This is a genomic window from Antrihabitans stalactiti, assembly GCF_012932915.1.
Lineage (GTDB): Bacteria > Actinomycetota > Actinomycetes > Mycobacteriales > Mycobacteriaceae > Antrihabitans > Antrihabitans stalactiti.
In genome coordinates this window covers 26,118-52,120 of record NZ_VCQU01000009.1, presented here as the reverse complement: position 1 = coordinate 52,120, position 26,003 = coordinate 26,118, and the positions used below count along the sequence as shown (strand labels likewise).

Genomic DNA, 26,003 nt, shown 5'->3' with positions numbered 1-26,003 from the left:
TTCACGCCCCGATCCGGCCTGCGATCCAGGGCAACGCATCGGCGAACGCCTGGGTGGCGAACTGCCAGGTGTGCCCGCTCACGACGGTGTGAACCGAGCAGTCGATGCTCTGCGCGCTTGCTGCGGCGCAGAGCTTCTCCGCGGCATCCTTCTGCACGACCATCATCGAATCGTCGTGCCCACCGAAGCCGTTCGGCGCGCTCGCAACAGGCGGGTGGTAGTTGCCGTGGCCGCCAGGTCGCGCGCTCTTCTGCGCATTCGGTTGCTGACCGGTGTCTTCGAACCAACCGGCAATGCCCACGTACGGTCCGTGTGTGGCCATTACCGTCATCGGGTCGTAGGACGCCCATTTGTCGGCGTCGCCGCCGAACAGTCGCGCGATCGTCTGGTCCTTGGTGCCGGCGGCCGGTCCGATGTCGCCTGCGATGTCTTCGAATGCGGTGAATTGGTCGGGGTGCATCGTGGTCAGGTCGACCGCGCAGGTGCCGCCCATGGACCAGCCGACGATACCCCAGTTCACGGCGTCGTTCGATGCGCCGAACTGCGAAACCATGTAGGGGCGAACGTCTTTCGTGAGGTGGTCCGCTGCGTTGCCGCGCGGTCCGTCGACGCATTCGGTGTCGGTATTGAAGCTGCCGCTCGAATCGACGAACACGAGAATCGGCGTGCGTCCGGCGTGGGCCGCGGCGTACGAATCGACCACAGAGATCGCATCGCCGCTGCGCATCCAGTCGGGTGCAGTGTTGAATTCGCCGCCGATCATCATCAGCACCGGCAGCTTCGGCGGTGTATCGCCCGCGAACCACGCTGGTGGCAGATAGACGTACTCCGAGCGGTGTTTGAAATCGCTGCCGTTGTCTGGAATGTCGACCTCGACAACCTTGCCGGTTGTCGGTGCAGTGCCGCGCAGACCCGCGAGGTCGCTGGCGTCGACCTCGTCGGGAAGCGGTCCGGCGGTGATTGCGCCCCAGACCGCCGACAGCGTCGGGAAGTACCCGACCCACTGATTCAGCACGAGGGTGACGCACACGAAGCACAACGGCAATACCAGAACGGATAGGGCTCGCCGCCACCATCGCGTGCCTCGCCAACCCACGACCGCGACGGCGATCGCGCCGACGAACACGGCGGTCCAGATCCAGAGCGGCTGGGGCGCGGGGTCGTCGGCGAGTCCCTGTGAGTTCATGTACGTGCGAGCGGCGAGTGCGCCTGCGATGCCCACCGCCACACTGATCGGCAACCAGATCAGGCGCCAACGCTTCGTGCGCCAGCCGATCACGACGATCAGTACGACAACGGTGACGATCTCCAGGGTGAGCGGAAACCATCCTTGCAGCAGCGAAATGCCTTGGTGAGCGCGCACTGGGGCGATTGTTGTGGACTTTCCTGCCAGAACCCTGGGAGCGACCTATGAGCTGGGCGTGAACCGCGGACGGTAAGAATGAGGCTGTGTCCGAACTGCCTACGCTCGCCGAACTGACCACCGAGGTCCGTGTGGTCAGCTTGCCGATGCGGGTCCGGTTTCGGGGTATCACTGCGCGTGAGGTCGCCTTGGTGCGCGGACCGGCAGGCTGGGGCGAATTCGGACCCTTCCCCGAATACGGCGACGACGAAGCCGCGCATTGGCTGCGAAGCGCGATCGAGGCGGCGTGGCTGGGGCAACCTGCCGCGGTGCGGTCCAGGGTCGCCGTCAATGCGACGGTGCCCGCGGTCGCCGCCGACCAGGTGCCCATGGTGCTGGCAAAGTTTCCCGGGGTCTCGACTGCCAAGGTCAAGGTTGCCGAGCCGGGACAAACGATCGACGACGACGTCCGGCGAGTCGATGCGGTCCGTTCGCAGATCCCCAACGTCCGAGTCGACGCGAACGGTGGTTGGAGTCTCGATGAAGCCACCCGAGCGCTGACCGCACTCACGGCCGTCGGACCGCTCGAGTACGCCGAACAACCGTGCCGCACGGTCGACGAACTCGTCGAGTTGCGGCGACGGCTCCCTGAGATTCGCATCGCGGCCGACGAGAGCATCCGGCGTGCAGAGGATCCGATTCGCGTCGCGCGAATGGGTGGCTGTGATGTCGCTGTGGTGAAAGTCGCACCGCTGGGCGGGATGCGGCGATTGCTGGACCTGGCGGTCGAGCTCGCAGACTTCGGGATACCGCTCGTCGTGTCGAGCGCACTCGATTCCGTCGTCGGAATGAACGCCGGGCTGGCGGCTGCGGCGGCGTTGCCGGAGCTGCAACTTGCGTGCGGGCTCGGTACCGGTGGGCTGTTCACCGAAGACGTCGCCGAGCCGCGATCTTTGGTCGACGGGGCGCTCGAGGTTGCGCCGATCGACCCGGATCCGGAGCGTCTGACCCGACTCGCCGTGACCGCAGACAGAGCTGATTGGTGGCTCGAGCGCTTGGCGAGATGTCACCGTATAGTGGCGGGCGCCGAATGAAGACGATCCTGATGGAGGACTGAAAGTGGTTGCAGCCCTGAACGAAACACTGCTCGAAGAGTCGCGACGCGATGCGGTATTCGCCGATGTGCACGCACTGATCGATGCAGAGGTATCGGACAAGAAGGGCGCCTCGGGCATCGCGGTCAAGAGCGGGTACGCGGCCGTCAAGAAGGTCAGTCCGTCGATCGTGCCCGAGGCCGTCGAGAAGCTCTTGCCGTCGTTTCTCGACCGGCTCGACCCGTTCTGGCAGGAGTTCCGCACCACGGGTGGCCGGTTCGCGGACTACCTGAGCGGGCGTGCCGACGAGGTGTCCGATGCTCTGCTCGGCGTCACGGACGACCGCGTCGAAGCCTCTTCTCGACAGGCCGCGAAGAAGGTCTACAAGACCATGCGGCCGTCGGCGAAGAAGAACGTGATCGAGGCTCTTCCTCGCCTTGGTGACCTGGTGGAGAGTCACGCCGAGCGCGCGTCTGCCAATCTGAAGGAGTGAATCCGTCCACCGCCCAGGCAACAGTTGTCGTCGACGAGCTGATTCGTGGTGGGGTCGAGGACGTCGTCCTGTGCCCCGGCTCGCGAAATGCGCCGTTGGCGTTCGCGTTGGAAGCCGCCGACTCGGCTGGGCGGGTGCGGTTGCATATGCGCATCGACGAGCGGACCGCGGGGTTTCTCGCGGTCGGGCTCGCGATATCGAGCGGGCGCCCCGTCCCCGTGGTGATGACGTCGGGTACGGCGGTGGCGAACCTCGGTCCGGCGGTGCTCGAATCGAATTACGCGCGCGTCCCGCTCGTCGTCCTGAGTGCGAACCGGCCGTACGAAATGCTCGGCACCGGCGCGAACCAAACGATCGAACAGCTCGGGCTCTTCGGTAGCCAGGTCCGTGCGACGGTCAGCCTCGGGCTGGCGGAGTACGGAAACGAACAGAACAGCCAGTGGCGCTCGGCAGTGTGTCGGGTTCTTGCCGCCGCACGCGGTACGCGGTCGGGCAATGCCGGACCTGTGCATTTCGACATCCCGCTGCGGGAGCCGCTTGTGCCGGGGATCCATCCGACCGTCCCTGCACCGGTCGGGCGGCCCAACGGCGCCGCGTGGACCACCACGCAGAACGCCACCCTCGACGTGCCGATCGAGATCGACCTCACGCCGGACACCGTCGTCATCTCCGGGCACGGCGCGCGCCTCCGCCCCGAGCTCTCCCATGTGCCCACCGTTGCCGAGCCGACGGCACCCTTGCACGGACCGCCGCTACACCCGCTGGCGTTGCCCCTGTTGGAGCCGCGCCAGGCGATCATCACCGGTCGTCCGACGTTGCACCGGCCGGTCGCGCAGCTGTTGGCCGATCAAGGGGTCGCGGTATATGCCTTGACGACCGGTCCGCGGTGGCCGGATGTATCGGGCAACGTCGTCGGAACCGGCACGCGCGCGGTGGTGTCCGGTGCGCCGACGCAGCACTGGCTCGACCGTTGCGCGAAGCTTGGCCGCAGCGCGGATGCCGCTGTGCGGGAACAACTTTCGCTGCACCCGAAGGCCACGGGGCTGCATGTCGCCGCCGTGGTCACCGACGCGCTTCGCGATGGCGATCAGCTCCTGCTCGGCGCGTCCAATCCTGTTCGCGATGCCGCATTGGTCAGCTACCCCAAACCGGGCGTGCGTGTGCTGTCGAACCGTGGCGTCGCGGGTATCGACGGCACCGTCTCGACCGCTGTCGGTGCCGCGCTCAAACACGATGGCCGGACCATCGCCTTGATCGGTGACCTGACGTTTTTGCACGACGCGTCCGGCTTACTGATGGGAACGGGTGAGCCCCGGCCGCTCGACCTCACGATCGTCGTCGCCAACGACGACGGTGGCGGCATCTTCGAGCTCCTCGAACAGGGCGATCCGCAGTACGCGGGGGTGTTCGAGCGCGTCTTCGGCACGCCGCACGGCATGGACCTAGCGGCGCTCTGCGCCGCTTATCGCGTCCCCCATCGGCTGGTGACCCCCGACGAACTGGCGGTCGCACTCGACGGCGGCGCCGACGGCATCCGCGTGCTCGAGGTGGCGACCGAGCGGTCCGGGCTGCGCGAACTGCACGCAGCGGTCCGCGCCCGGCTCTAGTCTTTCGTTTCGCTCGACGAGCGTTCGGCGATCCACTTCTCGACGTCGTTGCGCTGGTGCGTCAGGGTTTTGTGGAGTGCTTGCTCGAAGATCTTCTCGATCACTCCGCCGACGAGGCGCACTTTGACCTCGACTTTTCCTTTCGCGGTGATCAGCGCGCCGGTTCCTGCATCGGTGAGGGCGAAGACGCCGTCGGCGAGCCCGACGACTCCGGTCGACTTTCCGCCGAACGAGCCGGTAGCGCCGGGTCCGTCGAATTGCTGCCACTCCATGGCGTAGCTGAGCGTGAGTTCTCCGCCGAGCACCCTTCTGACAGGGCCGGGAATGGAGCGATCGCCGATGACCTGCGTCAGCACGACGCGGAGTGCACCAGGGCCGGGCGACGTATAGGTCACGTCGGCGTTCTCGGCGCCCTCGAACACCGAACGCCAGTACTCCTCGGACGTCAACACGGCATGAACCTGGGCTGGGGTCGACGTGTAGGCAAGGTCGAATTCGAAGCTGCGGGACATGGTCGACGACGCTACCCGAGCCGCTCGGGCGAGGCGTTGTAGCCTTCGACCGTGACCTCCGACCGCCGACCGCTAGTTTTGCGGCGGGTTCGATTGGTTGTCTGGATCACGGCCTCGGCGGTATCTATCTTGTCGGTACTCCTCGTTCTCGCGGCGTGGAAGAACGACCGGACCATCGATGCCGACAAAGACGTCACGGTTGCCGAGGTGCTCTCCGCCGGGCGGCTGCGTTCCGCCGTCAGCTTCAAAACCCCCGACGGCGTGACCCATACCCCGCGGCTCGGGGTGCTGTATCCGACCAACCTCACGGCCGGTCAGCGCATCGACGTCGAGTATTCGAAGGCCGACCCCGATCTGGTGCGGGTGAAGGGCCGTGATGCGCGCGTCGCGGTCATCCCGGTCGCGTCGGTGATCGTCGTGGTGTGGGCTCTCGCGATTCCCACGTTGATCGTCGTTGGTCGAATGCGCCGTGAGTCCGAAGCGTTTGCTTGAACTTCGCCCTGTGGTCACGCGGTCGTGGCTGGCTCGGGCGATGCGCCTAGGACACTGAGTCTCGTGCGAGTAGCCATCGTCGCGGAGTCTTTCCTCCCGAATATGAATGGGGTCACCAATTCGGTGCTCCGGGTTCTCGACTACCTCGAGAGGCACGGTCACCAGGCCTTCGTCGTCGCGCCGGACACTGTTCGGGCGGCACCCCCTGCCCCGACCGAGATCAACGGAGTCCCAATTCATCGGGTGCCTGCGATCATGGTGCCGAAGATCAGCTCCCTGCCTGTCGGCTTGCCGCAACCCGGCATGACGGCAGCGTTGCGCGATTTCGACCCCGACGTGATCCACCTGGCCTCGCCGTTCCTGCTCGGCGCGGGCGGTCTGGGCGCTGCGCTGCGGCTCGACGTGCCCTCGGTCGCGATCTACCAGACCGATGTGGCGGGATTCGCCAAGAGCTACGGCCTCGGCGTCGCGACCCGCTCGGCATGGGCCTGGACCGCTCGGATTCACCGGCGCGCGTCACGCACGCTTGCGCCGTCCACGGCAGCTGTCGAGGCGCTGGAAGAGCACGGCATTCCCCGCGTGCATCGCTGGGGCAGGGGCGTCGACATCGAGCGCTTCGCACCCAGTGCTCGACGCGAGGACCTGCGTGCGCGTTGGACACCCGAGGGCAAACTCATCGTCGGATTCGTCGGCAGGCTGGCTCCCGAAAAGCACGTCGACCGGCTCGAATCCTTGGCGCACAATCCGCGCATCCAGCTCGTCATCGTCGGCGACGGACCGGAACGCCCCGCCCTCGAGCGTCGGTTGCCTGGCGCGATCTTCATGGGCGAACTCGGCGGCTCCGAACTAGCGCAGGCTTACGCGAGCCTCGATGTGTTCGTGCACCCAGGTGAGCACGAGACGTTCTGCCAGGCAGTTCAAGAAGCACTCGCCAGCGGCGTGCCGGTGATCGGTCCGGATGCAGGTGGCCCACGCGACCTCGTCTCGCACTGCCGCAACGGCTATTTGTTGCCGGTCGAGCGGTTCGGTCAACTGCTGCCGAGCGCGGTCGACGCATTGGCGGACCGGACGGTCCGGGCTCGGTTCGGTGAATCCGCTCGACGGTCCGTGCTGCATCGGACCTGGCCGGCGATCTGCGCGGAATTGCTCGACCACTATCGCGAGGTCATCGGTGCGCCTGCCTCGCATCTGCACCACACCGCCTGACTAGCGATTCGCCCGAACCTGCTGTCGGAACGCGAGCGCGGCCGGGTTGGTGGGGCCTTCGGTGCGCCAGGCGAGTGCGATCTGCGCGCGGACTTCTGGGTGAATCGGCAGCACATGCAACGCCGTCGACATGATCGGGACCAGTGGTTCGGGCACGATCGCCACGCCGACTCCTGACTCGGTGAGCTGCGCGAGCACCGCGATATTGCTCGCCTCGAACGCCACGTGTGGCGCGAAACCAGCCCGGGCGCAGACTTCTTCGATCCTCGAACGGACACCGTTGCCGCGCGGCAGCGTAATGAGTGGCAGGTTGCGCAGTGCGGTCAGCGGTACCGACGACTCGGCAGCAAGCGGATGGTCGCGGCAGACGGCTGCGACGATCGGGTCCTCGGCCAGGACCTCGATGGTGAGATCGGGAGTGGGCTCGGTGGCCAGCCCAACCACGACGAGATCCAGTTCGCCTGAGCGCAACCGGTCGAGCAGCGTGGCGGAGTCTGCTTCGGTCAAGGTGATATCGACGCCGGGGTGATCGTTGTGGAATGCAGTCAGTTGAGTGGCAAAGGTGATCGTGGGACCCGCGCCGACTATCCCGACAGCTATGCGGCCGCGGAGCAGTCCGGACAACTCGTCTACGGCGGTCCGCGCGCCCGCAACGGCGCCCAGCGCCGACCGTGCGTACGGCAAGACGGCCCTTCCTGCGTCCGTCAGCCGAATGCCGCGACCCGATCGATCGAACAGGTCCTGACCGACCTCTCGTTCGAGCTTGCGGATCTGAGCGCTGATTCCGGGCTGCGCAACGTGCATGCGCTCGGCTGCTCGGGTGAAGTTCGCTTCTTCGGCGACCGCAATGAAGTACTCGAGCTGGCGAAGTTCCATAAATAGCGATTCTAGTTGGCAGAACAACTAGCTGTTGGACTTCTAGCTTCGTAGATCGCACGATGGAGTTGTCAGCAGGAACCGACAGTGAAAGTAGGTAAAGACGATGCCAGCACAACGCGAAACAGCCAGCACGCCAGAAGATCTCACCCGTCTGTTCGTCGAGCGCGCAAACGCCGGCGACGCCGAGGGGATGGCGCTGCTCTACGAACCAGACGCCGTTTTGGCGTTCCCGCCCGGGAGTTCGACGGTCGGCCGGAAGGCAATTCAGGCGATCTGCGAACAGTTGATCGCTGGCAGGCCCACATTCACCTTCGAAGAGCCGCTCCCGACCGTGTTCGCGGGCGATCTGGCGCTCACCTCGACTCCGTCGTCCGACAACACCGGCGGGCGAGTGCAGGTGGTGCGCCGCCAGTCGGACGGGACGTGGTTGCGATTGATCGACCGGCCGGAGGTGAAGGCCCCGGCATAACTAAGCTCGGGTCGTGACCAAAACAGAGGGCTCGCGGGCATCGCTGGAAAAGGACCCGCACGAGGTAGCGGCGATGTTCGACGGCGTCGCGCCTCGGTACGACCTCATGAACACCGTGTTCACCATGGGCCAGGACAAGCTGTGGCGGCGCGCCACGCGTAAAGCGTTGGCGCCGACGAGCGGTGAGAAGATCCTGGACCTCGCGGCGGGTACCGGTGTCTCGACGGTCGAACTGGGTCGCTCCGGCGCCTGGTGCGTGGCTGCCGACTTCTCGAAGGGGATGCTGAAAGCGGGCCTCGCGCGGCGGGTTCCGATGGTGGCGGGCGACGCCGTCGCGCTGCCCTTCGACGACAACGTGTTCGACGGCGTCTGCATCTCCTTCGGCCTGCGCAATGTCGCCGACTTCGACGGTGGGCTCGCCGAACTCGCGCGCGTGACGAAGCCCGGCGGCCGACTGGTCGTGTGCGAAGTCTCGACCCCCGTGTGGCGCCCGATGCGTTTCGGGCACCGAGTCTTCGTGACGAACGTGCTGCCCTGGGTGGCCAAGCGGTTCAGCAGCAACCCTGACGCCTACGTCTACCTCGCCGAATCCACCCTCGCCTGGCCGGACCAGGCCGAGCTCGCCAAGCGCATCGAAGCAGCTGGTTGGTCGAAGGTGAAGTGGCGCAACCTGTCCGGCGGAGTCGTCGCCGTACACAGCGCGATCTGTCCCTGACCCTCGTGAGTCTTTTAGGAGTCTATGGACTCCTAAAAGACTCACAAGGGGGTTAGGCGAAGTCTTCCGGCGTGAATTCCTTCGGCTCGACCAGCACGAGCCAGTTGCCGGAGTTGAGTGAACTCGACGTGGGTGAGCAGGTCGCGGGGGACCGGTCGAGGGGCCACCTGCTCAGCTGAACGGCGGGCGGCGATCGAACTTCAACGATGCGCGGCCCGATGCCCGCCAGGCGCGTGCGGTGGTATCAGCGTCTTCGTCGGTGACGAGGTTGCCCATGACCCGAATTGCGATGCGCATCAGGGCTTTCGACCGTAGGACCGGGGGTCCGCCGGTGGCGACCGCGCCGGGCATCGTGGCGAGCCCAGCGAGACGTCGGGCGATCGAGAACGCGCGACCGTAGCGGTCGCGCAGGAGGGCGGGCCAGGCATGGGTGAGGTCGCGGTCGTCGAGCAGGTCGATGACCAGCCGCCCACCTTCGAGGCCGTAGTCGATGCCCTCGCCGTTCAGCGGGTTCACACACCCCGCGGCGTCACCGATGAGGGCCCAGTTGCGGCCTGCGACGCCGGACACCGACCCGCCCATCGGGAGCAGTGCCGACGAGATTGCGCGGATCGGTCCGTCGAATTGCCACTCTTCGCGGCGCAGCGATGCGTACAGCTCGATGAGCGGTTTCAACGCGACCGCGGCGGGACGCTTGACGGTCGCGAGCGAACCGACCCCGATGTTCACCTCGCCGGTGCCCAATGGAAAGACCCAGCCGTAGCCGGCCTGCAATTTTCCAGTGCCGTCGCGCAGTTCCAGATGTGACGTGATCCACGGATCGTCGCTGCGGCCCGACTTCACATACGCCCGTGCGGCGACCCCGTACGCCGTTTCGCGATGCCAGGTTCGGCCCAATTCCTTGCCCAATGTGGACCGGACCCCGTCGGCAACGATCAACGAGCGGCAGGTGATCGTGCGTGGCCCGTCGGCGGTTTTCAGGATCACCGCGCTCACGCGGTCACCGTCTCGCTCGACTCCGACGGCCTTCGCGCCTTCGACCATCGTCGCGCCGGATTCGACGGCCGTCGTGCGCAGCTTGTCGTCGAGTTCTGTTCGCGGAACGGCACTTCCAATGGTCGGCAACGACCCACCCGGCCACGGCAGCTCGACTTCGCGGCCGAATCCGGCCAGGCGGAGCCCGTGATTGACGGTCCGCTGCCGGACCCAGTCGCCGAGCCCGAGGTGGTCGATTTCGGCGATCGCTCGCGGTGTGAGTCCGTCGCCACAGGTCTTGTCGCGTGGAAACACCGCTGAATCAGCGAGGACCACGTCGCGACCGCTACGTGCCGCCCAGGCGGCAGCTGCAGAACCCGCAGGTCCGGCGCCGATGACCAGCACATCGGTGTGCGCAGGCACGGGTGCGGGCTCGTGTGCGACATCCTGGGTCAACATGGTTCCATCTTGACAGTTCCGGCAAAGGGTCGTGCGTTGAGCCGACGCGATGAGCCGGAATGGAGCGTTACCGCTAGGTTCAATACCGTGGTACCGAACGCGTCACTGACAGAAGGAATGGGCACCGGGACAGTGGAGGAAGAGAGCACGGTCGTTGCAGGCGTGGATCTCGTCGATCCGCAGCTTGCTGCGAAGGTCCGCGACGGGCTGGAGCGTGTCGAGAAACTTCTCGTCGACGAGTTGTCGGACGGCGAGGATTTCCTCACGGAGGCGGCCCTCCATCTCGCGAAAGCGGGTGGCAAGCGGTTTCGCCCACTTTTCACGATCCTGACCGCCCAACTCGGGCCGAAACCGTACGACCCAGGCATCGTCACCGCAGCCACCGTCGTCGAATTGGTGCACCTTGCGACGCTGTACCACGACGATGTGATGGACGAAGCATCCATGCGTCGCGGGGCCCCGAGCGCGAACTCACGGTGGGGCAACAGCATCGCGATCCTTGCAGGCGACTACCTGTTCGCCCACGCGTCGCGTCTGGTCTCGACGCTCGGTCCCGAAGCGGTCCGCATCATCGCCGAGACCTTCGCCGAGCTGGTCACCGGGCAGATGCGCGAGACCATCGGCGTCAAGGAAATGCAGGATCCCGTCGAGCACTACTTGCGCGTCGTCTGGGAGAAGACCGGATCGTTGATCGCAGCGTCCGGCCGGTTCGGGGGCACTTTCTCCGGCGCCGATGCCGAACATGTCGCCCGGTTGGAGCGGTTGGGCGACGCTGTCGGGACAGCGTTCCAGATCTCCGACGACATCATCGACATTTCCTCGGTCTCCGAGCAATCGGGCAAGACCCCCGGCACAGACCTGCGTGAGGGCGTACACACCTTGCCGGTGCTGTACGCGCTGCGCGAAGAGGGCACCGGGGGAGACCGGTTGCGTCAGCTGCTCTCCGGTCCCATCGATTCCGATGAGGACGTCGAGGAAGCTCTGAAACTGTTGCGCCAATCGCAGGGCATGTTGCTCGCGAAGGAGAAGCTCGCCGGCTATGCCGATCTCGCACGGGCTGAGCTTGCACTCCTGCCTCAAGGCGTCGGTAACGAGGCGCTGAAACGGCTGGTGGACTACACGATCGAACGGGTCGGCTGAGGCTGTCCGCCGCGTAACGTGGAAGGCGCCTGGCCCTGACGAGAAGAGGCATCGCGTGCACGGCTATGCCAATGGATTGAAAACGTTCGCACTGCTAGTGGGTATGTCGGCGCTGATCGTCGGCATCGGTGCGATCTTTCGTAGTCCGACCATTCTGATCGGTGCGATCGTCTTCGCTGTCGCGATGAACGCGTACGCGTATTTCAACAGCGACAAGCTGGCCCTGCGTGCGATGCGGGCCCAGCCGATCACCGAGGTAGAGGCGCCGGTGATCTACCGGATCGTGCGGGAGCTGGCGACGATCGCGCATCAGCCGATGCCGCGCCTCTACATCAGCCCCACGAATGCGCCGAATGCCTTCGCGACCGGACGCAGTCCGAGGCATGCAGCGGTGTGTTGCACCAGTGGCATTTTGCAGATCCTCGACGAGCGCGAACTTCGCGCTGTGCTCGGGCACGAGTTGTCCCACGTCTACAACCGCGACATCTTGATCGCGTCGGTCGCGGGCGCGATGGCGGCGGTGATCTCCGGCCTCGCGAATCTCGCCGTATTCGCCTCGATGTTCGGTCGGGGGAACGGAGGACCGAACATCCTCGAGATCATGCTGGTGTCGCTGCTGGGCCCGATTGCGGCGACCGTCGTGAAGCTCGCGGTATCGCGATCCCGGGAGTATCAAGCCGATCAGTCCGGCGCCGAGCTCACCGGCGATCCGTTGGCGCTGGCATCCGCGCTCCGGAAACTGGAACTCGGCGTGGCTGCGGCGCCGCTGCCGCCCGAGCCGAAGTTGGCGGCCCAGTCGCACATGATGATCGCCAACCCGTTCCGTGGCGGTGAACGTATCTCGCGGATCTTTTCGACGCACCCACCCATGGCCGACCGAATCGCCCGCCTCGAAGCGCTGGCCAACGGCCCCTTGTGAGTCCTTTAGGAGTCCAGGGACTCCTAAAGGACTCACAAGGGGGTTGGGCTGCTACCGGTAGTTGACGAACTGCAAGGCGATGCCGAAGTCCTCGCTGCGCAGCAGCGCCTGGACGGCCTGAAGGTCGTCGCGCTTCTTGCTGCTCACGCGTAGCTCTTCGCCCTGGATCTGCGCCTTGACGCCCTTGGGGCCTTCGTCGCGGATCTTCTTCGAGATCTTCTTCGCGTTCTCGGAGGTGATTCCCTGCACAAGGGTTCCGGTGATCTTGTAGATCTTCCCCGACTGCACGGGCTCGCCTGCGTCGAAGGCCTTGAGCGAGATGTCGCGGCGAATGAGCTTTTCCTTGAAGACGTCGAGCGCGGCTTTCACCCGCTCCTCTGCTTCGGCCGTGAGAACGATCACTTCGTCACCGGACCATTCGATGCTGGCGCCGGTGCCGCGGAAGTCGTAGCGGGTCGACAGCTCTTTGCCTGCCTGATGCAGCGCGTTGTCGACCTCCTGCCGGTCGACCTTGCTCACGACATCGAATGACGAATCGGCCACTTCCAGCTCCTCGATCAGTTTTGTGTTCATCCCCGCCGCACAGACGTTATCGCGCTCGGTCAGGGCCACGACCACCCGGTTTGCACAATCAGTGTGGGTGCGTTGTATTCTGCTGAGCGCGTCAGACTCGCTCTGATCGCAACCGGCAGGTTGCCCGAGCGGCCAATGGGAGCGGACTGTAAATCCGTCGGCTTACGCCTACGTAGGTTCGAATCCTACACCTGCCACAGCAAGGAAATGCCCCGTGACCAGCTGTTCAGCCGGTTGCGGGGCATTTCGCTTTCCAGGCGGTTTGGATTCGATCGCCCGCTCTGTGTACCCTCTTGAAGGCTTCATCGCGTCGCAGAAGTTTCCGAGTATGCTGGGAGATTCCGCGCTGCGGACGTAGCCATGCCCCCTTAGCTCAGTCGGTAGAGCGTTTCCATGGTAAGGAAAAGGTCAACGGTTCGATTCCGTTAGGGGGCTCGCTGGATTGTGGTGCTGCACTTGCCGTGTGGCCCTCGACACCAAGGCGGTGTAGCTCAGTCGGTAGAGCAAACGACTCATAATCGTTGTGTCGCCGGTTCAAGTCCGGCCATCGCTACAACATGAACGATCTGATCGAGCCCGATCAGAACCAAGACCCGAAAGAAGGCATCCAGTGGCCTCCTCCACCGACGTCCGCCCCAAGATCACCTTGGCGTGCACGGAGTGCAAGCACCGCAACTACATCACGAAGAAGAATCGTCGCAACGATCCTGATCGCCTCGAGCTGAAGAAATTCTGCCCGAACTGCGGCACTCATCGGGCGCACCGCGAGTCGCGCTAGTCGACTCCGCGCGGGGTCGCGTCAGTCGCCTCCGCCTCGACCGATCACACGTGAGGAGATCGACACGCCGCACCTCGCGGGGTGCGGTCCTGGGTAGATAGGTACATTTTCCAGGTGACCAACACCGACGTTTCGGATCAGGAGACCGCACCCTTCGACCCAGCGGCGCACGCCGAGGCGATGGTGGGACACCACTATCGCGTCGACGACTACTACGAGGTCGGTCGAGAAAAGGTTCGCGAGTACGCGCGCGCGGTCCAGGATTACCACCCCGTCCATTGGGACGAGGACAAGGCTTTGGAGTTCGGCCACGACGGTCTCGTCGCGCCGCTGACCTTCATTTCCCTGGTGGGAATCCTGGCGCAGCGCCGGCTCTTCGAAACAGTGGTCACCGGCTACGACCTCAGCCAGATCATGCAGACCGATCAGGTCCTGGAATTTCACCGGCCGATCAAAGCTGGCGACCAGCTGGTCTGCGACGTCTTTCTGCACTCGTTCCGGCGCGCCCCCGGCGGCGCCGATCTGATCGTTACGAAGAACATCGTGACCGATCAGAACGACGAGTTGGTCCAGACGACGTACACGACGCTCGCGGGCCGCAGCAACGTCGAGATCGACGAGTCGATCGCGGCGACGATCAAAGACATCCTGATGCACGGCATCGGCGACGAAGAGCCCGATCATGTTCCGCGTTCGGCGCCCAACATTCCGGTCAAGCAGGTGGACGCAGCCCTGCCCGTCGTGCCGCCGAGCAAGCACGCGCCGAATTTTGCCGATGTCAGCGTCGGAGACGAGCTCCCGCCGCGGACCGTGCGGCTCACGCGCGGCGACCTGGTCAACTACGCGGGTGTCTCCGGCGACGCGAATCCCATCCACTGGAGCGACGAAGTCGCGAAGATGGTGGAGATGGAGAACGTCGTTGCCCACGGGATGCTGACCATGGGCCTCGGCGGCGGATTCATCACGTCGTGGCTGGGCGACCCGGGCGCTGTCAAGGATTACAGCGTTCGCTTCACCAGCCCCGTCTACGTCGACCCACACAAAGCCGCTGAGATCGAGTTCACCGGCAAGATCAAGTCGATGGACGAAGAGACCAAGACGGCTGTCATTGCCATGGTCGCGATGTGCGGCGGTCGGCGGATTTTCGGGCGGGCGACCGCCAAGGTCCAGCTTGCGTGACCGGCGATTTCGGTCGTAAGCGGGCAGTGAAGTACACTGAGATTTCTGGGTTTACTCAGCGCTGCGCGCTGCCCTGCGGCGGGTTCGTTTGCCGCTGAGGGTGGCGCGCATGTCATGTAATCGCAGAATGGCCGGCTCTCGTCGATCAATGTTGTTCTGATCGCTGTGTCGAGACCGGCCGAAGGGGCGTAGCTCAACTGGCAGAGCAGCGGTCTCCAAAACCGCAGGTTGCAGGTTCAAGTCCTGTCGCCCCTGCCCCTTATGCCAGCGACGGAGAGGATGACGGTGAGCGACGAGCGCGACAAGCGCGACGGCGATACGGAGATTGACGACTCCGTCGATGCCGACGTGACCGACGCCGAGTCGAGCGACGCCGACTCGACGGACGAGGGCGAAGCCGCGGCGAGTAGGCCGAGCGGTAAGCGTTCGGCCCGTCGCTCCCGCGCCGGTAGTGACGCAGGAGCAACGAAGGTTGCCACTCGTCCTACGAGATCGCAGGCCGCGGCTGCTGCAAGCAAGCAGAAGCAGGAAAATATCTTCAAACGTCTGCGGCGGTTCCTGCGGGAAGTGATCGCAGAACTGCGCAAGGTGATCTGGCCCAATCGCAAGCAGATGATCACCTATACGAGCGTGGTCCTTGTGTTCGTGATCTTCATGGTCGCCTTCATCAGCGGCTTGGATCTGGCTTTCATCAAGGGTGTTTCGTGGCTCTTCGGCTAGCCCAGCCGTATGCGCGACCAGTTTGCTTGTGACAATTCTTGATTCGAAGGAAGAGAGTGCCCAGTGACCAACCCGGAGAACGGTGAGGCCTCGGCCGAGGAGCTCGAGACGGGTGAAACCGTCTTGACCGAGGCGGAAGCACCGGTCGACCCAGTTGCCGAGATGAAGGCTGCGCTTCGCCGCGCACCCGGCGACTGGTACGTGATCCACTCTTACGCCGGTTACGAGAACAAGGTGAAGGCCAACCTCGAAACTCGCGTGCAGAACCTCGACGTCGGTGATTACATCTTCCAGGTCGAAGTGCCGACCGAAGAGGTCACCGAAATCAAGAACGGACAGCGCAAGCAGGTCAACCGCAAGGTTTTGCCTGGTTACATCCTCGTCCGGATGGACCTCAACGACGAGTCGTGGGGCGCAGTGCGCAACACGCCTGGTGTCACGGGCTTCGTCGGCGCGACTTCGCGTCCGTCGCCGCTGTCGGTCGACGATGTCGTGAAGTTCCTGCTCCCGCAGGGTCAGCAGAAGAAGGCGGCTGCGGCGTCCGGCGGCACGGGCGAGGCGGCTGCGGCGGCGTCGAGCAAGTCCGTCATCGAGGTCGATTTCGAGGTCGGCGAGTCGGTCACGGTCATGGACGGACCGTTCGCGACGTTGCCGGCAAGCATCAGCGAGGTCAATGCCGAGCAGCAGAAGCTCAAGGTCCTCGTCTCGATCTTCGGCCGGGAAACTCCGGTCGAGTTGGGCTTTACGCAGGTCGCGAAGATCTGACGTAGGGCAGTACTACACACCCGAGCAATACAATCCAGCAACAAGGAACACAGACAGATGCCCCCCAAGAAGAAGAAGAAGCTCGCCGGAATTATCAAGCTTCAGATCCAGGCAGGCATGGCGAACCCCGCCCCGCCGGTCGGACCTGCGCTCGGTCAGCACGGCGTCAACATCATGGAGTTCTGCAAGGCGTACAACGCAGCGACCGAGTCGCAGCGCGGAAACGTCGTGCCGGTCGAGATCTCGGTCTACGAGGATCGCACCTTCGACTTCAAGCTGAAGACGCCGCCAGCCGCCCGACTGCTCCTCAAGGCAGCCGGTGTGCCCAAGGGTTCCGGTGAGCCGCACAAGACCAAGGTCGCCAAGGTGACGATGGCCCAGGTGCGCGAAATCGCCAAGACCAAGCAGGAAGACCTCAACGCGAACGACATCGACGCAGCGGCAAAGATCATCGCCGGCACAGCGCGCTCGATGGGAATCACCGTCGTCGACGCGTAGTTGAACAAGAAACGTGTGGGAGAGCCGGCCAGGCTCGCTAACCACATCTGAACCAAGAAATTAGGACAGGTAGACATGGCAAAACGAAGCAAGGCATATCTCGCGGCTGCCGAGAAGGTAGACGCGGACAAGTTGTACACCCCGCTGCAGGCGACGCGCCTCGCGAAGGAGACGTCCTCGAAGAAAATGGACGCGACCGTCGAGGTTGCGCTCCGACTCGGCGTCGATCCCCGCAAGGCCGACCAGATGGTGCGTGGCACCGTCAACCTTCCGCACGGCACCGGTAAGACGGCACGAGTCATCGTGTTCGCGGTCGGCGAGAAGGCGGCCGAGGCAGTTGCAGCAGGCGCTGACGAGGTCGGCGCAGAAGATCTGATCGCCAAGATTCAGGGCGGCTGGCTCGAGTTCGACGCAGCTATTGCGACCCCGGACCAGATGGCCAAGGTCGGCCGTATCGCCCGCGTCCTCGGACCGCGTGGCTTGATGCCGAACCCGAAGACCGGCACCGTGACCGCTGACGTCACGAAGGCCGTCAACGAGATCAAGGGCGGAAAGATCAACTTCCGTGTCGACAAGCAGGCCAACCTGCACTTCGTCATCGGCAAGGCGTCGTTCGACGATGCGAAGCTCGTCGAGAACTACGGCGCTGCGATCGACGAGGTGCTGCGGGCCAAGCCTGCCACCGCGAAGGGTCGCTACCTCAAGAAGGTCACCGTGTCGACGACCACCGGACCGGGCATCCCGGTGGATCCGAACCGCACGCGCAACCTCCTCGAGGACAACGAGTGATGCTTGCCGAACGAGCATGACGCGGCATAAATATCCGCTGACGTAGTTGTGACGGCCGGTACGGATCTTGATCCGTACCGGCCTTCGCATTCCAGTAGGGTCTTCGATCATGGGTCTTTTCGACGTTGTGACATTTCCATTCCGTGTCGCTGTTGCGTTCGGTGAGGCGAGCATCGGTGTCGCGAAGCTCGTCGATCCGCAGGGGCCGACGCGTTTCGCAAACCAGGTTTCGGACCTCACCGCGGAAGATCGCCCGCTTGGCAAGGCCCTCGCACCGGGCGGGATCGTCGATCGGGTTCTGGAAGAAGATGGCGTGCTCGCCAGGCTCACCGCGCCAGGGGGAGCGCTCGACCGGATGATCGAGCCGGGTGGTCCGGTCGATCGGATCATGGCGCCGAACGGTCCGGTGGATCGCCTGCTCGCTCAAGAGGGCGCGATCGATCGGATGCTGGAAGAGGGCGGCATCATCGATCGGCTGCTCGCCAAGGAGGGGCTGATCGAGCAGCTTGTCGCCGAGGACGGCATCCTCGACAAGCTGTCCGATGTGATGGAGACGATTGCGAAGATCGGGCCGGTCATCGAGTCGATGGACCGCCCGATCAAGGCCATCGACGAATCTGCTCAGGTCCTGTCCGTTGCGGTGGAGCCGTTGAAGGATCTGGCGATGAAGATGCCTGGGATACGACGGCGTCCGACGCCGACGGTCCGGACCGTGTCGAGTGAGCGCGAAGACATCGTGATCCAGGTCGACGACGCGGAAATCGTCGAGGAGTAGCGCCAGCTACGAGAACCGCTGGATGTTCGCCAGGTAGAGCTCTGCGAGCTCGGGAATCACGCTGTCGGGAATGCTGTGGCCCATTCCCTCGACGAGGTGCAGCGAGGATCGCGGGATCGCCCGTGCGACCGCTTTGCCGCCCGCGGGGCGCAGTAACCCGTCGTCGGTTCCGTGCACCACGACGGTCGGCGCGGTGATTCGCTTGCTGTAACCGAGCACACTTCCGGTGCCCAGCGTGGCATTGAGTTGGCGCACGATGCCGGCGGGTGAGTAGTCGCGATCGAAGTCCGCGGCGACGATCGAGTGCAGCTCGTCATCGGAGAACTTGTGCTTCTTGCCGTTGAGCATCTTGAGCAGCTGGACCGAGAATGCGATCCGTTCTTCTCGTTCGGCGTCACGGCCGGGTCCGCCGAGCATGTACCGAAGGATTCGGGGATCGCCTGGCGGAAGGAACGGTTGGTTGGTACTGGAGAACAGAATTCCGAGCGAGTGGACGCGTTGCGGGTGCTGTGCAGCGAGAATCTGGGCGATCATCCCGCCCATCGAGGCGCCGATGACGTGCACCTTTGCAAGGCCGAGGTAGTCGATCAGTCCGATGGTGTCCTGTGCCATGTCCAGGAGCGAGTACGGGACCTGGCTCGGTCGGCCGAGCGCGAACTTGGCCACTCGGAGTGCGCGACTGCCGTCCACTCGAGTGCCGTTCAGCTTCGTCGACAAACCGATATCGCGGTTGTCGAAGCGGATCACTCGATAGCCCTGCTCGACGATCCGGTCACAGAACGCGAGCGGCCACTGCGTGAGCTGTGCGCTGAAGCCCATGATCAACACGACGGCGGGATCGTCGGGGTTGCCGAGATCCTCGTATGCGAGCTTGATTCCGTTCGCGTCGGCGACACCGGTCCGGATCTCTCTGGCCATCGCACTTCCCTCGTTTTGGCAGTTCATGGGATCGTCGCGTACTCTAGACCGCGGTCTTCGAGATATCGAAAACCACCCAATCACGTTCTACCCAAGACCGTCGGTCACGGAGTTCGCAAGAACTGCCGTCGAAGGTTCGGGATTTTCCCGGCGACCTACGCAGGAGATCGCGGTAGTGGATGTACAACGCAGATTTCGATGTGCGGTTTGCTTCCTCTTGTGCCCCGTGTGCTTCCTGCACCGGGGCTTTCGCTTTTTTCAGGAGAGTCCTCTGGGTAGGGCAGGGTCCAGAACGATATGACCCTCTGAGAGGAGGCGAAGTATGGCAAAGGCTGAGAAGATCACCGCGGTAGCGGAGATCACCGAGCAGTTCAAGGGCTCCACCGCGGCGGTTGTCACGGAATACCGTGGCTTGTCCGTCGGCAAGTTGACCGATCTGCGACGCGCGCTCGGGCCGAACGCCAGCTACTCCGTCGCCAAGAACACCCTGGTCAAGCGTGCCGCTGCTGAAGCTGGCATCGAAGGCCTCGACGACCTGTTCGTCGGTCCGACCGCCATTGCATTCATCAATGGCGAGCCGGTCGACGCAGCGAAGGCGATCAAAGCCTTCGCGAAGGACAACAAGGCGTTGATCATCAAGGGCGGCTACATGGACGGCCATTCGCTGTCCGTGGACGAGGTCAACCGAATCGCGGATCTCGAATCCCGCGAAATTCTGTTGGCCAAGCTCGCCGGCGCGATGAAGGGCAACTTGGTCAAGGCCGCGCAGCTGTTCAACGCACCTGCTTCGCAGGTTGCACGACTGGCTGCCGCTTTGCAGGAGAAGCGGGCTGCTGAAGAAACTGCAGATGCACCCGTGGATGCGCCGGCTGTTGCCGACGCAGTCGAAGATGCTCCCGCCGAAAGCTGATTCGCACACGCGCATCACGTACAACCCCATCAAGTACTTACCCAGGAAGGACCGCCACTATGGCAAAGCTCAGCACTGACGAGCTGCTCGACGCGTTCAAGGAATTGACCCTGCTCGAGCTCTCGGAGTTCGTGAAGAAGTTCGAAGAGGTCTTCGAGGTCACCGCTGCTGCTCCGGTTGCCGTTGCAGCCGCAGGCGCAGCCCCGGCCGCCGCCGAAGCCGCAGAAGAGCAGGACGAGTTCGACGTCGTCCTCGAGGGCGCAGGCGAGAAGAAGATCCAGGTCATCAAGGTCGTCCGCGAGATCGTTTCGGGCCTCGGCCTGAAGGAAGCCAAGGACCTCGTCGAGAGCGCTCCGAAGGCAATCCTCGAGAAGGTTGCGAAGGAAGCTGCAGACGCAGCCAAGGAGAAGCTCGAAGCGGCCGGCGCCAAGGTTTCGGTCAAGTAATTTCGACAGCATTCCGTATCAATTACGGAAACAAGGCGGGCGGTCCGAAAGGACCGCCCGCTTTCGCTTTTGTTGCGGGTTACAGAGGTGTGTCACACCACCCACATCCATGCGATACAGTGGCCCAACGCACAGCGGGATCGGTCTGTTCGAGTGTGGAGGTTTTCTGTGGGCGCCGAAGTTAGAACCGAAAACATAACTAAGTCTTTCGGTCGCCAGAATATCTGGCAGAACGTCACTCTGACGATTCCGCCGGGTGAGGTCAGCCTCATGGTCGGTCCGTCCGGTACCGGCAAGTCGGTCTTCTTGAAGTGCCTCATCGGTTTGTTGATGCCCGAGCAGGGCCACATCTACATCGATGGCACCGATATCACGACGTGCTCGAACAAAGAGCTCTACGAGATCCGCAAGCTGTTCGGTGTGCTGTTCCAGGACGGCGCGCTGTTCGGCTCGATGGACTTGTTCGACAACGTCGCGTTCCCGCTTCGTGAGCACACGAAGAAGAACGAGTCCGAGATCAAGCGCATCGTGATGGAGAAGCTTGAGCTGGTGGGCCTTCTCGGTGCCGAGAACAAGCTGCCGGGCGAAATCTCCGGTGGTATGCGCAAGCGCGCCGGTCTCGCCCGCGCCCTCGTGCTCGATCCGCAGATCATCCTCGTCGACGAGCCCGACTCCGGTCTGGATCCGGTTCGTACGACCTACATCAGCCAGTTGTTCCTCGACATCAACGCGCAGATCGATGCGACGTTCCTGATCGTGTCGCACAACATCAACCTCGCCCGTACGGTGCCCGACAACATCGGCATGCTGTTCCGTCGCAACCTGGTCATGTTCGGACCGCGTGAGGTGCTGCTGACCAGCGACGAGCCGGTCGTGAAGCAGTTCCTCAACGGTCGGATGATCGGCCCGATCGGTATGTCGGAAGAAAAAGACGAAGCGCAGATGGCGCAAGAGCAGGCGATGGTCGAAGCGGGCCACCATGCAGGCGGTGTCGAGGAAGTCGAAGGCATCGTTCCGCAGATGAAGGCTGCTCCCGGCATGCCGCCTCGCCAGGCGATCAAGCGTCGCCAGGACCGCGTCCGCGAGATCATGCACACCCTTCCGCATGCCGCTCAGGTTGCTATCCAGAACGATCTGGACAGCAGTGCCGAAGACGACGACGATCGCACCGAAGTCCTCCCCGCATACGAGGGCAGCGGCGGATCGCATCGCGGCTACGACGACGGCGGCTACGACGAGGGTGTTACCACTCCGCATAAGCACCTCTAGGGCAACGGGGAATGGCGAGCAAGGCGCGAGCCAGCATTCTCCGACCGATCAATGGCGGGCTCGCTCAAGCCGGTCACATCTTTGCCCTGTTCATCGACGTTGCCCGTAAGACGTTCAAGCGGCCGTTCGAATTTCGTGAGTTCATCGAGCAGTCGTGGTTCATCGCGAGCGTCTCGATTCTGCCGACCGCACTGGTGTCCATACCGTTCGGCGCAGTTATCGCGTTGCAGATCGGTTCGCTGATCCAGCAGCTGGGTGCGCAGTCGTTCACGGGCGCGGCAAGTGTATTGGCAACGGTGCAGCAGGCCGCCCCGGTCATCACCGCGCTGATCATCGCGGGCGCTGCCGGGTCCGCTGTCGCTGCCGACCTGGGGTCACGCACAATCCGTGAGGAGATCGACGCGCTCGAGGTGCTGGGCGTCGACCCGGTTCACAAGCTCGTCGTACCGCGTGTCCTCGGCATGGTGCTGGTGGCGCTGTTGCTCAACGGCCTCGTCTCCGTCGTCGGCATCATGGGCGGCTACTTCTTCAATGTGCTTCTGCAAGGCGGCACACCTGGCGCGTACCTGGCGTCGTTCTCGGCGTTGGCGCAGCTGCCGGACCTATGGATCGGTGAGATCAAGGCCGCGATCTTCGGTGTCATTGCGGGCGTCATCGCCGCCTACAAGGGTCTGCATCCCAAAGGCGGGCCGAAAGGCGTCGGCGAAGCGGTTAACCAGTCCGTCGTCATCACGTTCTTGGTCCTGTTCTTCGCCAACCTCGTCATGACCTTGATCTACCTGCAGGTTGTTCCGGCGAAGGGGGCATGAGTCGTGACGACAACGGCCAGTCGCGCCGCGCACGCGACCCGCAAGATCGTCCGGGCTCCGCTCGGGATCATCGACCGCGCGGGCGAGCAGATGTCGTTCTACTCGCGGACCATCGCGTGGACACCACGAACTTTGCACCGTTACCCCAAAGAGTTGCTTCGGCTGCTGGCCGAGGTGACGTTCGGAAGCGGCGCGCTCGCGGTCATCGGCGGAACGGTCGGCGTGATCCTTCTGATGTCGGGCTCGGTCGGCGTGGTCGTCGGACTGCAGGGTTTCGCCGCACTGGACCAGCTCGGTAGTTCGGTCCTCACGGGCTTCCTGAGCGCCTACATCAACACGCGCGAGATCGCGCCGCTCGTCGCCGCGCTCGCCCTGTCGGCGACTGTCGGTTGCGGTTTCACTGCGCAACTCGGTGCGATGCGAATCTCCGAAGAGATCGACGCCCTGGAAGTCATGGCAGTTCCAGGTATCCCGTTCCTGGTCACGACCCGCATGATCGCCGGCTTCATCGCCGTCATCCCGCTCTACATCGTCGGACTATTGGCATCGTTCTTGGCGTCGCGAGCGATCAGCATCTATTTCAACGGCCAATCGAGCGGTTCCTACGACCACTACTTCAACGGGTTCTTGCCACCGCAAGACGTGTTGTATTCGTTCTTGAAGGTGCTCATCTTCGCCTTCGTGATCATCTTGATCCACTGCTATTACGGTTTTCACGCCACGGGCGGTCCGGCGGGCGTGGGCGTCGCGGTCGGGCGGGCGGTGCGCGCGGCCATCGTCACAGTCAACATTCTCGACTTCTTCCTCAGTTTGGCGATTTGGGGAACGACGACGACCGTTCGGGTATCGGGATGATCCACACGCCGTCGAACCTGCGCAAACGGGTCCTGGGAGTCTCGTTCTTCCTGGTCCTCGCGTTGTTCGTGTGGGGTTCGATAGCGATGTACAACAAGACGTTCAAGGATGTCGTCGAAGTCGGTCTCGTGACCGATACGGTCGGCAACTCGTTGCCCAAGCATGCTGACGTGAAGGTGCGCGGACTTACGGTCGGCGAGGTGCGCTCGACGAAGCCGGAGGGTGGCAAGGTCCACGCGGTCATGGCTATCGATCCGGACAAGGCAGATCAAATTCCGGCGAACGTGACTGCTCGGCTCCTGCCGAAGACGTTGTTCGGCGAACGCTACGTCTCGCTGATCATTCCGCCCGGAACGTCGGCCGGAAGTGGCGACCACTTGACGTCGGACTCCGTTGTCGAGCAGGACCGCAGCGGTAATGCCATCGAGCTCAACCGACTTCTCGACAGTGTCTTGCCATTGCTGCAGGCAATTCCGCCGCAAGATCTCATGACCACGTTGAGTGCGGTCGCGAAAGCGATCGACGGCCGCGGTGAGGAACTGGGCACGACCATCGAGCGTCTCGACACGATCTTTGCAGGCATCAACACCGAGATGCCCAACCTGCAGGAATCGCTGCGCAGCCTTGCTACGTTCTCACAGACCTACTCCGACGCGGCGCCGCAGCTGGTCGAAGCGCTCGACAATTTGCGGACGACGAACGCGACGATCGTCGAACGCCGGTCCCAGATCGATGCGGTCCTCGCCTCGGTGACCTCGACAGGAAGCACGGCGACGGACTTCCTCGCTGCCAACCGCGACAACATCGTCGACATCGCGGCGGACTCTCGCGAAGCGCTCGAGTTGCTCGCGACCTACTCGCCGACCTTCACCTGCACGTTGCGCAACTTCGCTGCCATCAAGCCACGCACCGACGAGATCCTGGGCAAGGGTTCGAAGTTTCCGGGGTCGCGCGTGACCATCGAGGTCGTCAACACTCGGGGGAAATACCTGCCGAACCAGGACGAACCTCGGTTCCTCGACACTCGCGGACCGCAGTGCGCGCCGGAGGCGCCGCTCGGAGTCGACGCCGGTCAGTATCCGGGGGGCGCCAACAACGACGGCTCGTACCAGCCTCCGAGCAGGAACCCGGGCGGGGACGTCCCGACAATGGCTGTCCCGCAGTTCTCGCTCGTTCCTGCCGACTTCTCAGGGTCGACCGCGGAGCACGAGACGCTGTCGATGGTCTACGGTGCGGCGACCGGCATAGCGCCGCAAGACATTCCGCAATGGACCTTGTTGTTCGGCGCGCCGGCATTGCGGGGGAGTGAGGTGAGGATGAAATGAAGAGTCTCGCCGCACCGCTCATCAAGCTGGGAATCTTCGTCATCGTCACCGTTCTCGCGACCGGAATGCTCGCATTCACCATCGCGAACTCCAGCGGTGGTGGCGGCTCCACGTTCAAAGCGCGGTTCACCGATGTCACGTCGCTCAATCCCGGTGACGAGATTCGGATCGCCGGCGTACGGGTTGGTTCGGTACGCAAGATCTCGATCGTCGATCAGCATAAGGACGGCAAGCCCGCCGAGGCAGAAGTCGAGTTCGCTCTCGACGACCGCGACTGGCTGCCGTCGACGACCCACGCCACGATCAAGTTCCGGAACCTCGTGGGCCAGCGCTACATCGCGTTGAGTCAAGATTCCGGTCCGCAGGGCTTCAAGATCAACGAAGGTTCCACGCTCGGGTTGGACAAGACGACGCCCGCGGTCGATCTGACCTTGTTGTTCAACGGTTTTAGGCCGCTCTTCCAAACCCTCAGCGCCGACGACGTCAACAACTTGTCCGGCGAGATCATTCAAGTCTTCCAAGGGGAGGGCGGCACCATCGCCGACCTGGTGTCGAACGCGTCGAAGCTGACGAACAAGATCGCCGACAAAGATGCGGTGATCGGCTCGCTGATCAAGAACCTGACCACGATTCTGGAGACGGTCAATCAGCGCGACGACGAGCTCAACGACATGATCATCAAGACCGAGCGTCTGGTCAGCGGGCTCGCGGCAGACCGCAACACCGTGGGAAGTTCGGTCCAGTCACTGTCCGACCTCACGAGCGCCACAGCAGATTTGCTGGTGCCGACCCGGCCGTCGTTGCAGGGCTCCATCGCTGGTCTCAGTCAGCTCACCGGCGAACTCGTCAACCGTCGCGACGAGGTCAACGATGCCCTCACGAACCTGCCCCTGAAAATGGAGCGGCTCGGCAGAGTCGGTAGCTACGGTTCGTGGTTCCAGTTCTATCTCTGCGGAATCGACATCGTCGCCGGTGCCGGCGACAACGGCGCGCCGCAGCTGAATCTGCCCGCGGGACTGCCGACGATCAACCAGCCGATCTACACGAACTCCGCAACTCGCTGCCACAACGAGGCGGGCCGATGACCGATCG

At 63.7% G+C, this 26,003-nt stretch carries 29 protein-coding genes and 4 tRNA genes; 27 read left to right on the top strand and 6 right to left on the bottom strand.

Features of this window, described 5'->3' with window-relative positions; all coding sequences use genetic code 11:
• Position 1: 1 nt before the first annotated feature.
• Positions 2-1,363 (bottom strand): alpha/beta hydrolase, encoded by a 1,362-nt coding sequence (locus tag FGL95_RS23170; RefSeq protein WP_338079984.1) that lies wholly within the window; start codon positions 1,361-1,363, stop codon positions 2-4.
• Positions 1,364-1,449: 86 nt separating this feature from the next.
• Between FGL95_RS23170 and FGL95_RS23165 the strand changes: the two genes are divergently transcribed.
• From FGL95_RS23165 to menD, 3 genes are read left to right on the top strand one after another with little or no spacing between them, the layout of a single operon-like run.
• Positions 1,450-2,436 (top strand): o-succinylbenzoate synthase, encoded by a 987-nt coding sequence (locus FGL95_RS23165; protein ID WP_169591329.1) that lies wholly within the window; start codon positions 1,450-1,452, stop codon positions 2,434-2,436.
• 25 nt (positions 2,437-2,461) lie between these two features.
• Entirely contained in the window at positions 2,462-2,929 is a 468-nt protein-coding gene (locus FGL95_RS23160; protein WP_169591326.1) for a DUF6918 family protein, read from the top strand.
• Positions 2,926-4,536, top strand: coding sequence for a 2-succinyl-5-enolpyruvyl-6-hydroxy-3-cyclohexene-1-carboxylic-acid synthase (menD, locus tag FGL95_RS23155; RefSeq protein WP_169591323.1), 1,611 nt, complete (start codon positions 2,926-2,928; stop codon positions 4,534-4,536). The genes FGL95_RS23160 and menD overlap by 4 nt, the downstream gene beginning before the upstream one ends.
• On the opposite strand, the gene FGL95_RS23150 is transcribed toward menD, so the two are convergent.
• Positions 4,533-5,048, bottom strand: a complete 516-nt coding sequence (locus tag FGL95_RS23150) for a DUF2505 domain-containing protein (protein WP_169591321.1) — start codon at positions 5,046-5,048, stop codon at positions 4,533-4,535. The genes menD and FGL95_RS23150 overlap by 4 nt on opposite strands.
• Positions 5,049-5,099: 51 nt before the next feature.
• Between FGL95_RS23150 and FGL95_RS23145 the strand changes: the two genes are divergently transcribed.
• Positions 5,100-5,540, top strand: a complete 441-nt coding sequence (locus FGL95_RS23145) for a DUF3592 domain-containing protein (protein WP_169591318.1) — start codon at positions 5,100-5,102, stop codon at positions 5,538-5,540.
• Positions 5,541-5,603: 63 nt separating this feature from the next.
• Positions 5,604-6,746, top strand: a complete 1,143-nt coding sequence (locus FGL95_RS23140; protein ID WP_338079983.1) for a glycosyltransferase family 4 protein — start codon at positions 5,604-5,606, stop codon at positions 6,744-6,746.
• Here the strand turns inward: FGL95_RS23140 and FGL95_RS23135 are convergent, their stop codons facing one another.
• A complete protein-coding gene (locus tag FGL95_RS23135) occupies positions 6,747-7,622 on the bottom strand; it encodes a LysR family transcriptional regulator (RefSeq protein WP_169591315.1) in 876 nt (291 codons plus the stop codon).
• A gap of 106 nt (positions 7,623-7,728) precedes the next feature.
• Between FGL95_RS23135 and FGL95_RS23130 the strand changes: the two genes are divergently transcribed.
• Entirely contained in the window at positions 7,729-8,094 is a 366-nt protein-coding gene (locus tag FGL95_RS23130) for a YybH family protein (protein WP_169591313.1), read from the top strand.
• 13 nt (positions 8,095-8,107) lie between these two features.
• Positions 8,108-8,809: a demethylmenaquinone methyltransferase gene (locus FGL95_RS23125; protein WP_169591309.1), complete on the top strand. Its 702-nt coding sequence runs from the start codon at positions 8,108-8,110 to the stop codon at positions 8,807-8,809.
• Between the two features lie 171 nt (positions 8,810-8,980).
• Here FGL95_RS23125 and FGL95_RS23120 read toward each other — a convergent pair whose 3' ends face one another.
• Positions 8,981-10,243, bottom strand: coding sequence for a geranylgeranyl reductase family protein (locus tag FGL95_RS23120; protein WP_169591306.1), 1,263 nt, complete (start codon positions 10,241-10,243; stop codon positions 8,981-8,983).
• Positions 10,244-10,360: 117 nt separating this feature from the next.
• Here FGL95_RS23120 and FGL95_RS23115 point away from each other — a divergent pair, with 117 nt between their 5' ends.
• Positions 10,361-11,383 (top strand): polyprenyl synthetase family protein, encoded by a 1,023-nt coding sequence (locus FGL95_RS23115; protein ID WP_169591967.1) that lies wholly within the window; start codon positions 10,361-10,363, stop codon positions 11,381-11,383.
• A 55-nt stretch (positions 11,384-11,438) separates the two neighbouring features.
• Entirely contained in the window at positions 11,439-12,302 is an 864-nt protein-coding gene (htpX, locus tag FGL95_RS23110; protein ID WP_169591303.1) for a zinc metalloprotease HtpX, read from the top strand.
• A gap of 51 nt (positions 12,303-12,353) precedes the next feature.
• Here htpX and FGL95_RS23105 read toward each other — a convergent pair whose 3' ends face one another.
• Entirely contained in the window at positions 12,354-12,845 is a 492-nt protein-coding gene (locus FGL95_RS23105; RefSeq protein WP_169591301.1) for a YajQ family cyclic di-GMP-binding protein, read from the bottom strand.
• A 144-nt stretch (positions 12,846-12,989) separates the two neighbouring features.
• Here FGL95_RS23105 and FGL95_RS23100 point away from each other — a divergent pair.
• From FGL95_RS23100 to FGL95_RS23050, 11 genes are all read left to right on the top strand, one after another.
• Positions 12,990-13,072 (top strand) — tRNA-Tyr (locus tag FGL95_RS23100).
• A 165-nt stretch (positions 13,073-13,237) separates the two neighbouring features.
• Positions 13,238-13,310: transfer RNA gene (locus FGL95_RS23095), tRNA-Thr, on the top strand.
• A gap of 45 nt (positions 13,311-13,355) precedes the next feature.
• Positions 13,356-13,428: transfer RNA gene (locus FGL95_RS23090), tRNA-Met, on the top strand.
• A 57-nt stretch (positions 13,429-13,485) separates the two neighbouring features.
• Positions 13,486-13,653, top strand: a complete 168-nt coding sequence (rpmG, locus tag FGL95_RS23085) for a 50S ribosomal protein L33 (RefSeq protein WP_169591298.1) — start codon at positions 13,486-13,488, stop codon at positions 13,651-13,653.
• A gap of 105 nt (positions 13,654-13,758) precedes the next feature.
• Positions 13,759-14,832 carry a fused (3R)-hydroxyacyl-ACP dehydratase subunits HadA/HadB gene (locus tag FGL95_RS23080; RefSeq protein ID WP_420838084.1) on the top strand — a complete coding sequence of 358 codons (1,074 nt, stop codon included), beginning with the start codon at positions 13,759-13,761 and terminating at the stop codon, positions 14,830-14,832.
• Between the two features lie 182 nt (positions 14,833-15,014).
• Positions 15,015-15,087, top strand: a tRNA-Trp gene (locus FGL95_RS23075).
• A 30-nt stretch (positions 15,088-15,117) separates the two neighbouring features.
• Complete coding sequence (gene secE / locus FGL95_RS23070) at positions 15,118-15,552, top strand: preprotein translocase subunit SecE (protein ID WP_169591295.1); 435 nt, start codon at positions 15,118-15,120, stop codon at positions 15,550-15,552.
• Positions 15,553-15,615: 63 nt separating this feature from the next.
• The gene (gene nusG, locus FGL95_RS23065) at positions 15,616-16,317 is read left to right on the top strand and encodes a transcription termination/antitermination protein NusG (RefSeq protein ID WP_169591292.1); all 702 of its coding nucleotides are present in this window, start codon (positions 15,616-15,618) and stop codon (positions 16,315-16,317) included.
• 57 nt (positions 16,318-16,374) lie between these two features.
• A complete protein-coding gene (rplK, locus tag FGL95_RS23060) occupies positions 16,375-16,815 on the top strand; it encodes a 50S ribosomal protein L11 (protein ID WP_169591290.1) in 441 nt (146 codons plus the stop codon).
• A gap of 75 nt (positions 16,816-16,890) precedes the next feature.
• The gene (rplA, locus tag FGL95_RS23055; protein ID WP_169591287.1) at positions 16,891-17,604 is read left to right on the top strand and encodes a 50S ribosomal protein L1; all 714 of its coding nucleotides are present in this window, start codon (positions 16,891-16,893) and stop codon (positions 17,602-17,604) included.
• 109 nt (positions 17,605-17,713) lie between these two features.
• Positions 17,714-18,379, top strand: coding sequence for a hypothetical protein (locus tag FGL95_RS23050; protein WP_169591284.1), 666 nt, complete (start codon positions 17,714-17,716; stop codon positions 18,377-18,379).
• A 6-nt stretch (positions 18,380-18,385) separates the two neighbouring features.
• Here the strand turns inward: FGL95_RS23050 and FGL95_RS23045 are convergent, their stop codons facing one another.
• Positions 18,386-19,297, bottom strand: coding sequence for an alpha/beta fold hydrolase (locus FGL95_RS23045; protein ID WP_169591281.1), 912 nt, complete (start codon positions 19,295-19,297; stop codon positions 18,386-18,388).
• Positions 19,298-19,619: 322 nt separating this feature from the next.
• Here FGL95_RS23045 and rplJ point away from each other — a divergent pair, with 322 nt between their 5' ends.
• From rplJ to FGL95_RS23010, 7 genes are all read left to right on the top strand, one after another.
• The gene (gene rplJ / locus FGL95_RS23040) at positions 19,620-20,207 is read left to right on the top strand and encodes a 50S ribosomal protein L10 (RefSeq protein WP_169591278.1); all 588 of its coding nucleotides are present in this window, start codon (positions 19,620-19,622) and stop codon (positions 20,205-20,207) included.
• 59 nt (positions 20,208-20,266) lie between these two features.
• Complete coding sequence (gene rplL, locus FGL95_RS23035) at positions 20,267-20,653, top strand: 50S ribosomal protein L7/L12 (protein WP_169591275.1); 387 nt, start codon at positions 20,267-20,269, stop codon at positions 20,651-20,653.
• A gap of 168 nt (positions 20,654-20,821) precedes the next feature.
• On the top strand, positions 20,822-21,922 hold the full coding sequence (locus tag FGL95_RS23030) for an ATP-binding cassette domain-containing protein (protein WP_169591272.1): 1,101 nt from the start codon (positions 20,822-20,824) through the stop codon (positions 21,920-21,922).
• A gap of 11 nt (positions 21,923-21,933) precedes the next feature.
• Entirely contained in the window at positions 21,934-22,731 is a 798-nt protein-coding gene (locus tag FGL95_RS23025; RefSeq protein WP_169591269.1) for an MlaE family ABC transporter permease, read from the top strand.
• A 90-nt stretch (positions 22,732-22,821) separates the two neighbouring features.
• A complete protein-coding gene (locus tag FGL95_RS23020; RefSeq protein WP_169591961.1) occupies positions 22,822-23,586 on the top strand; it encodes an MlaE family ABC transporter permease in 765 nt (254 codons plus the stop codon).
• Positions 23,583-24,911, top strand: coding sequence for an MCE family protein (locus FGL95_RS23015; RefSeq protein ID WP_169591958.1), 1,329 nt, complete (start codon positions 23,583-23,585; stop codon positions 24,909-24,911). The genes FGL95_RS23020 and FGL95_RS23015 overlap by 4 nt, the downstream gene beginning before the upstream one ends.
• Positions 24,908-25,996: an MCE family protein gene (locus tag FGL95_RS23010; protein ID WP_169591266.1), complete on the top strand. Its 1,089-nt coding sequence runs from the start codon at positions 24,908-24,910 to the stop codon at positions 25,994-25,996. Before FGL95_RS23015 ends, FGL95_RS23010 begins: the two co-directional genes overlap by 4 nt.
• The last annotated feature ends 7 nt before the right edge of the window (positions 25,997-26,003 follow it).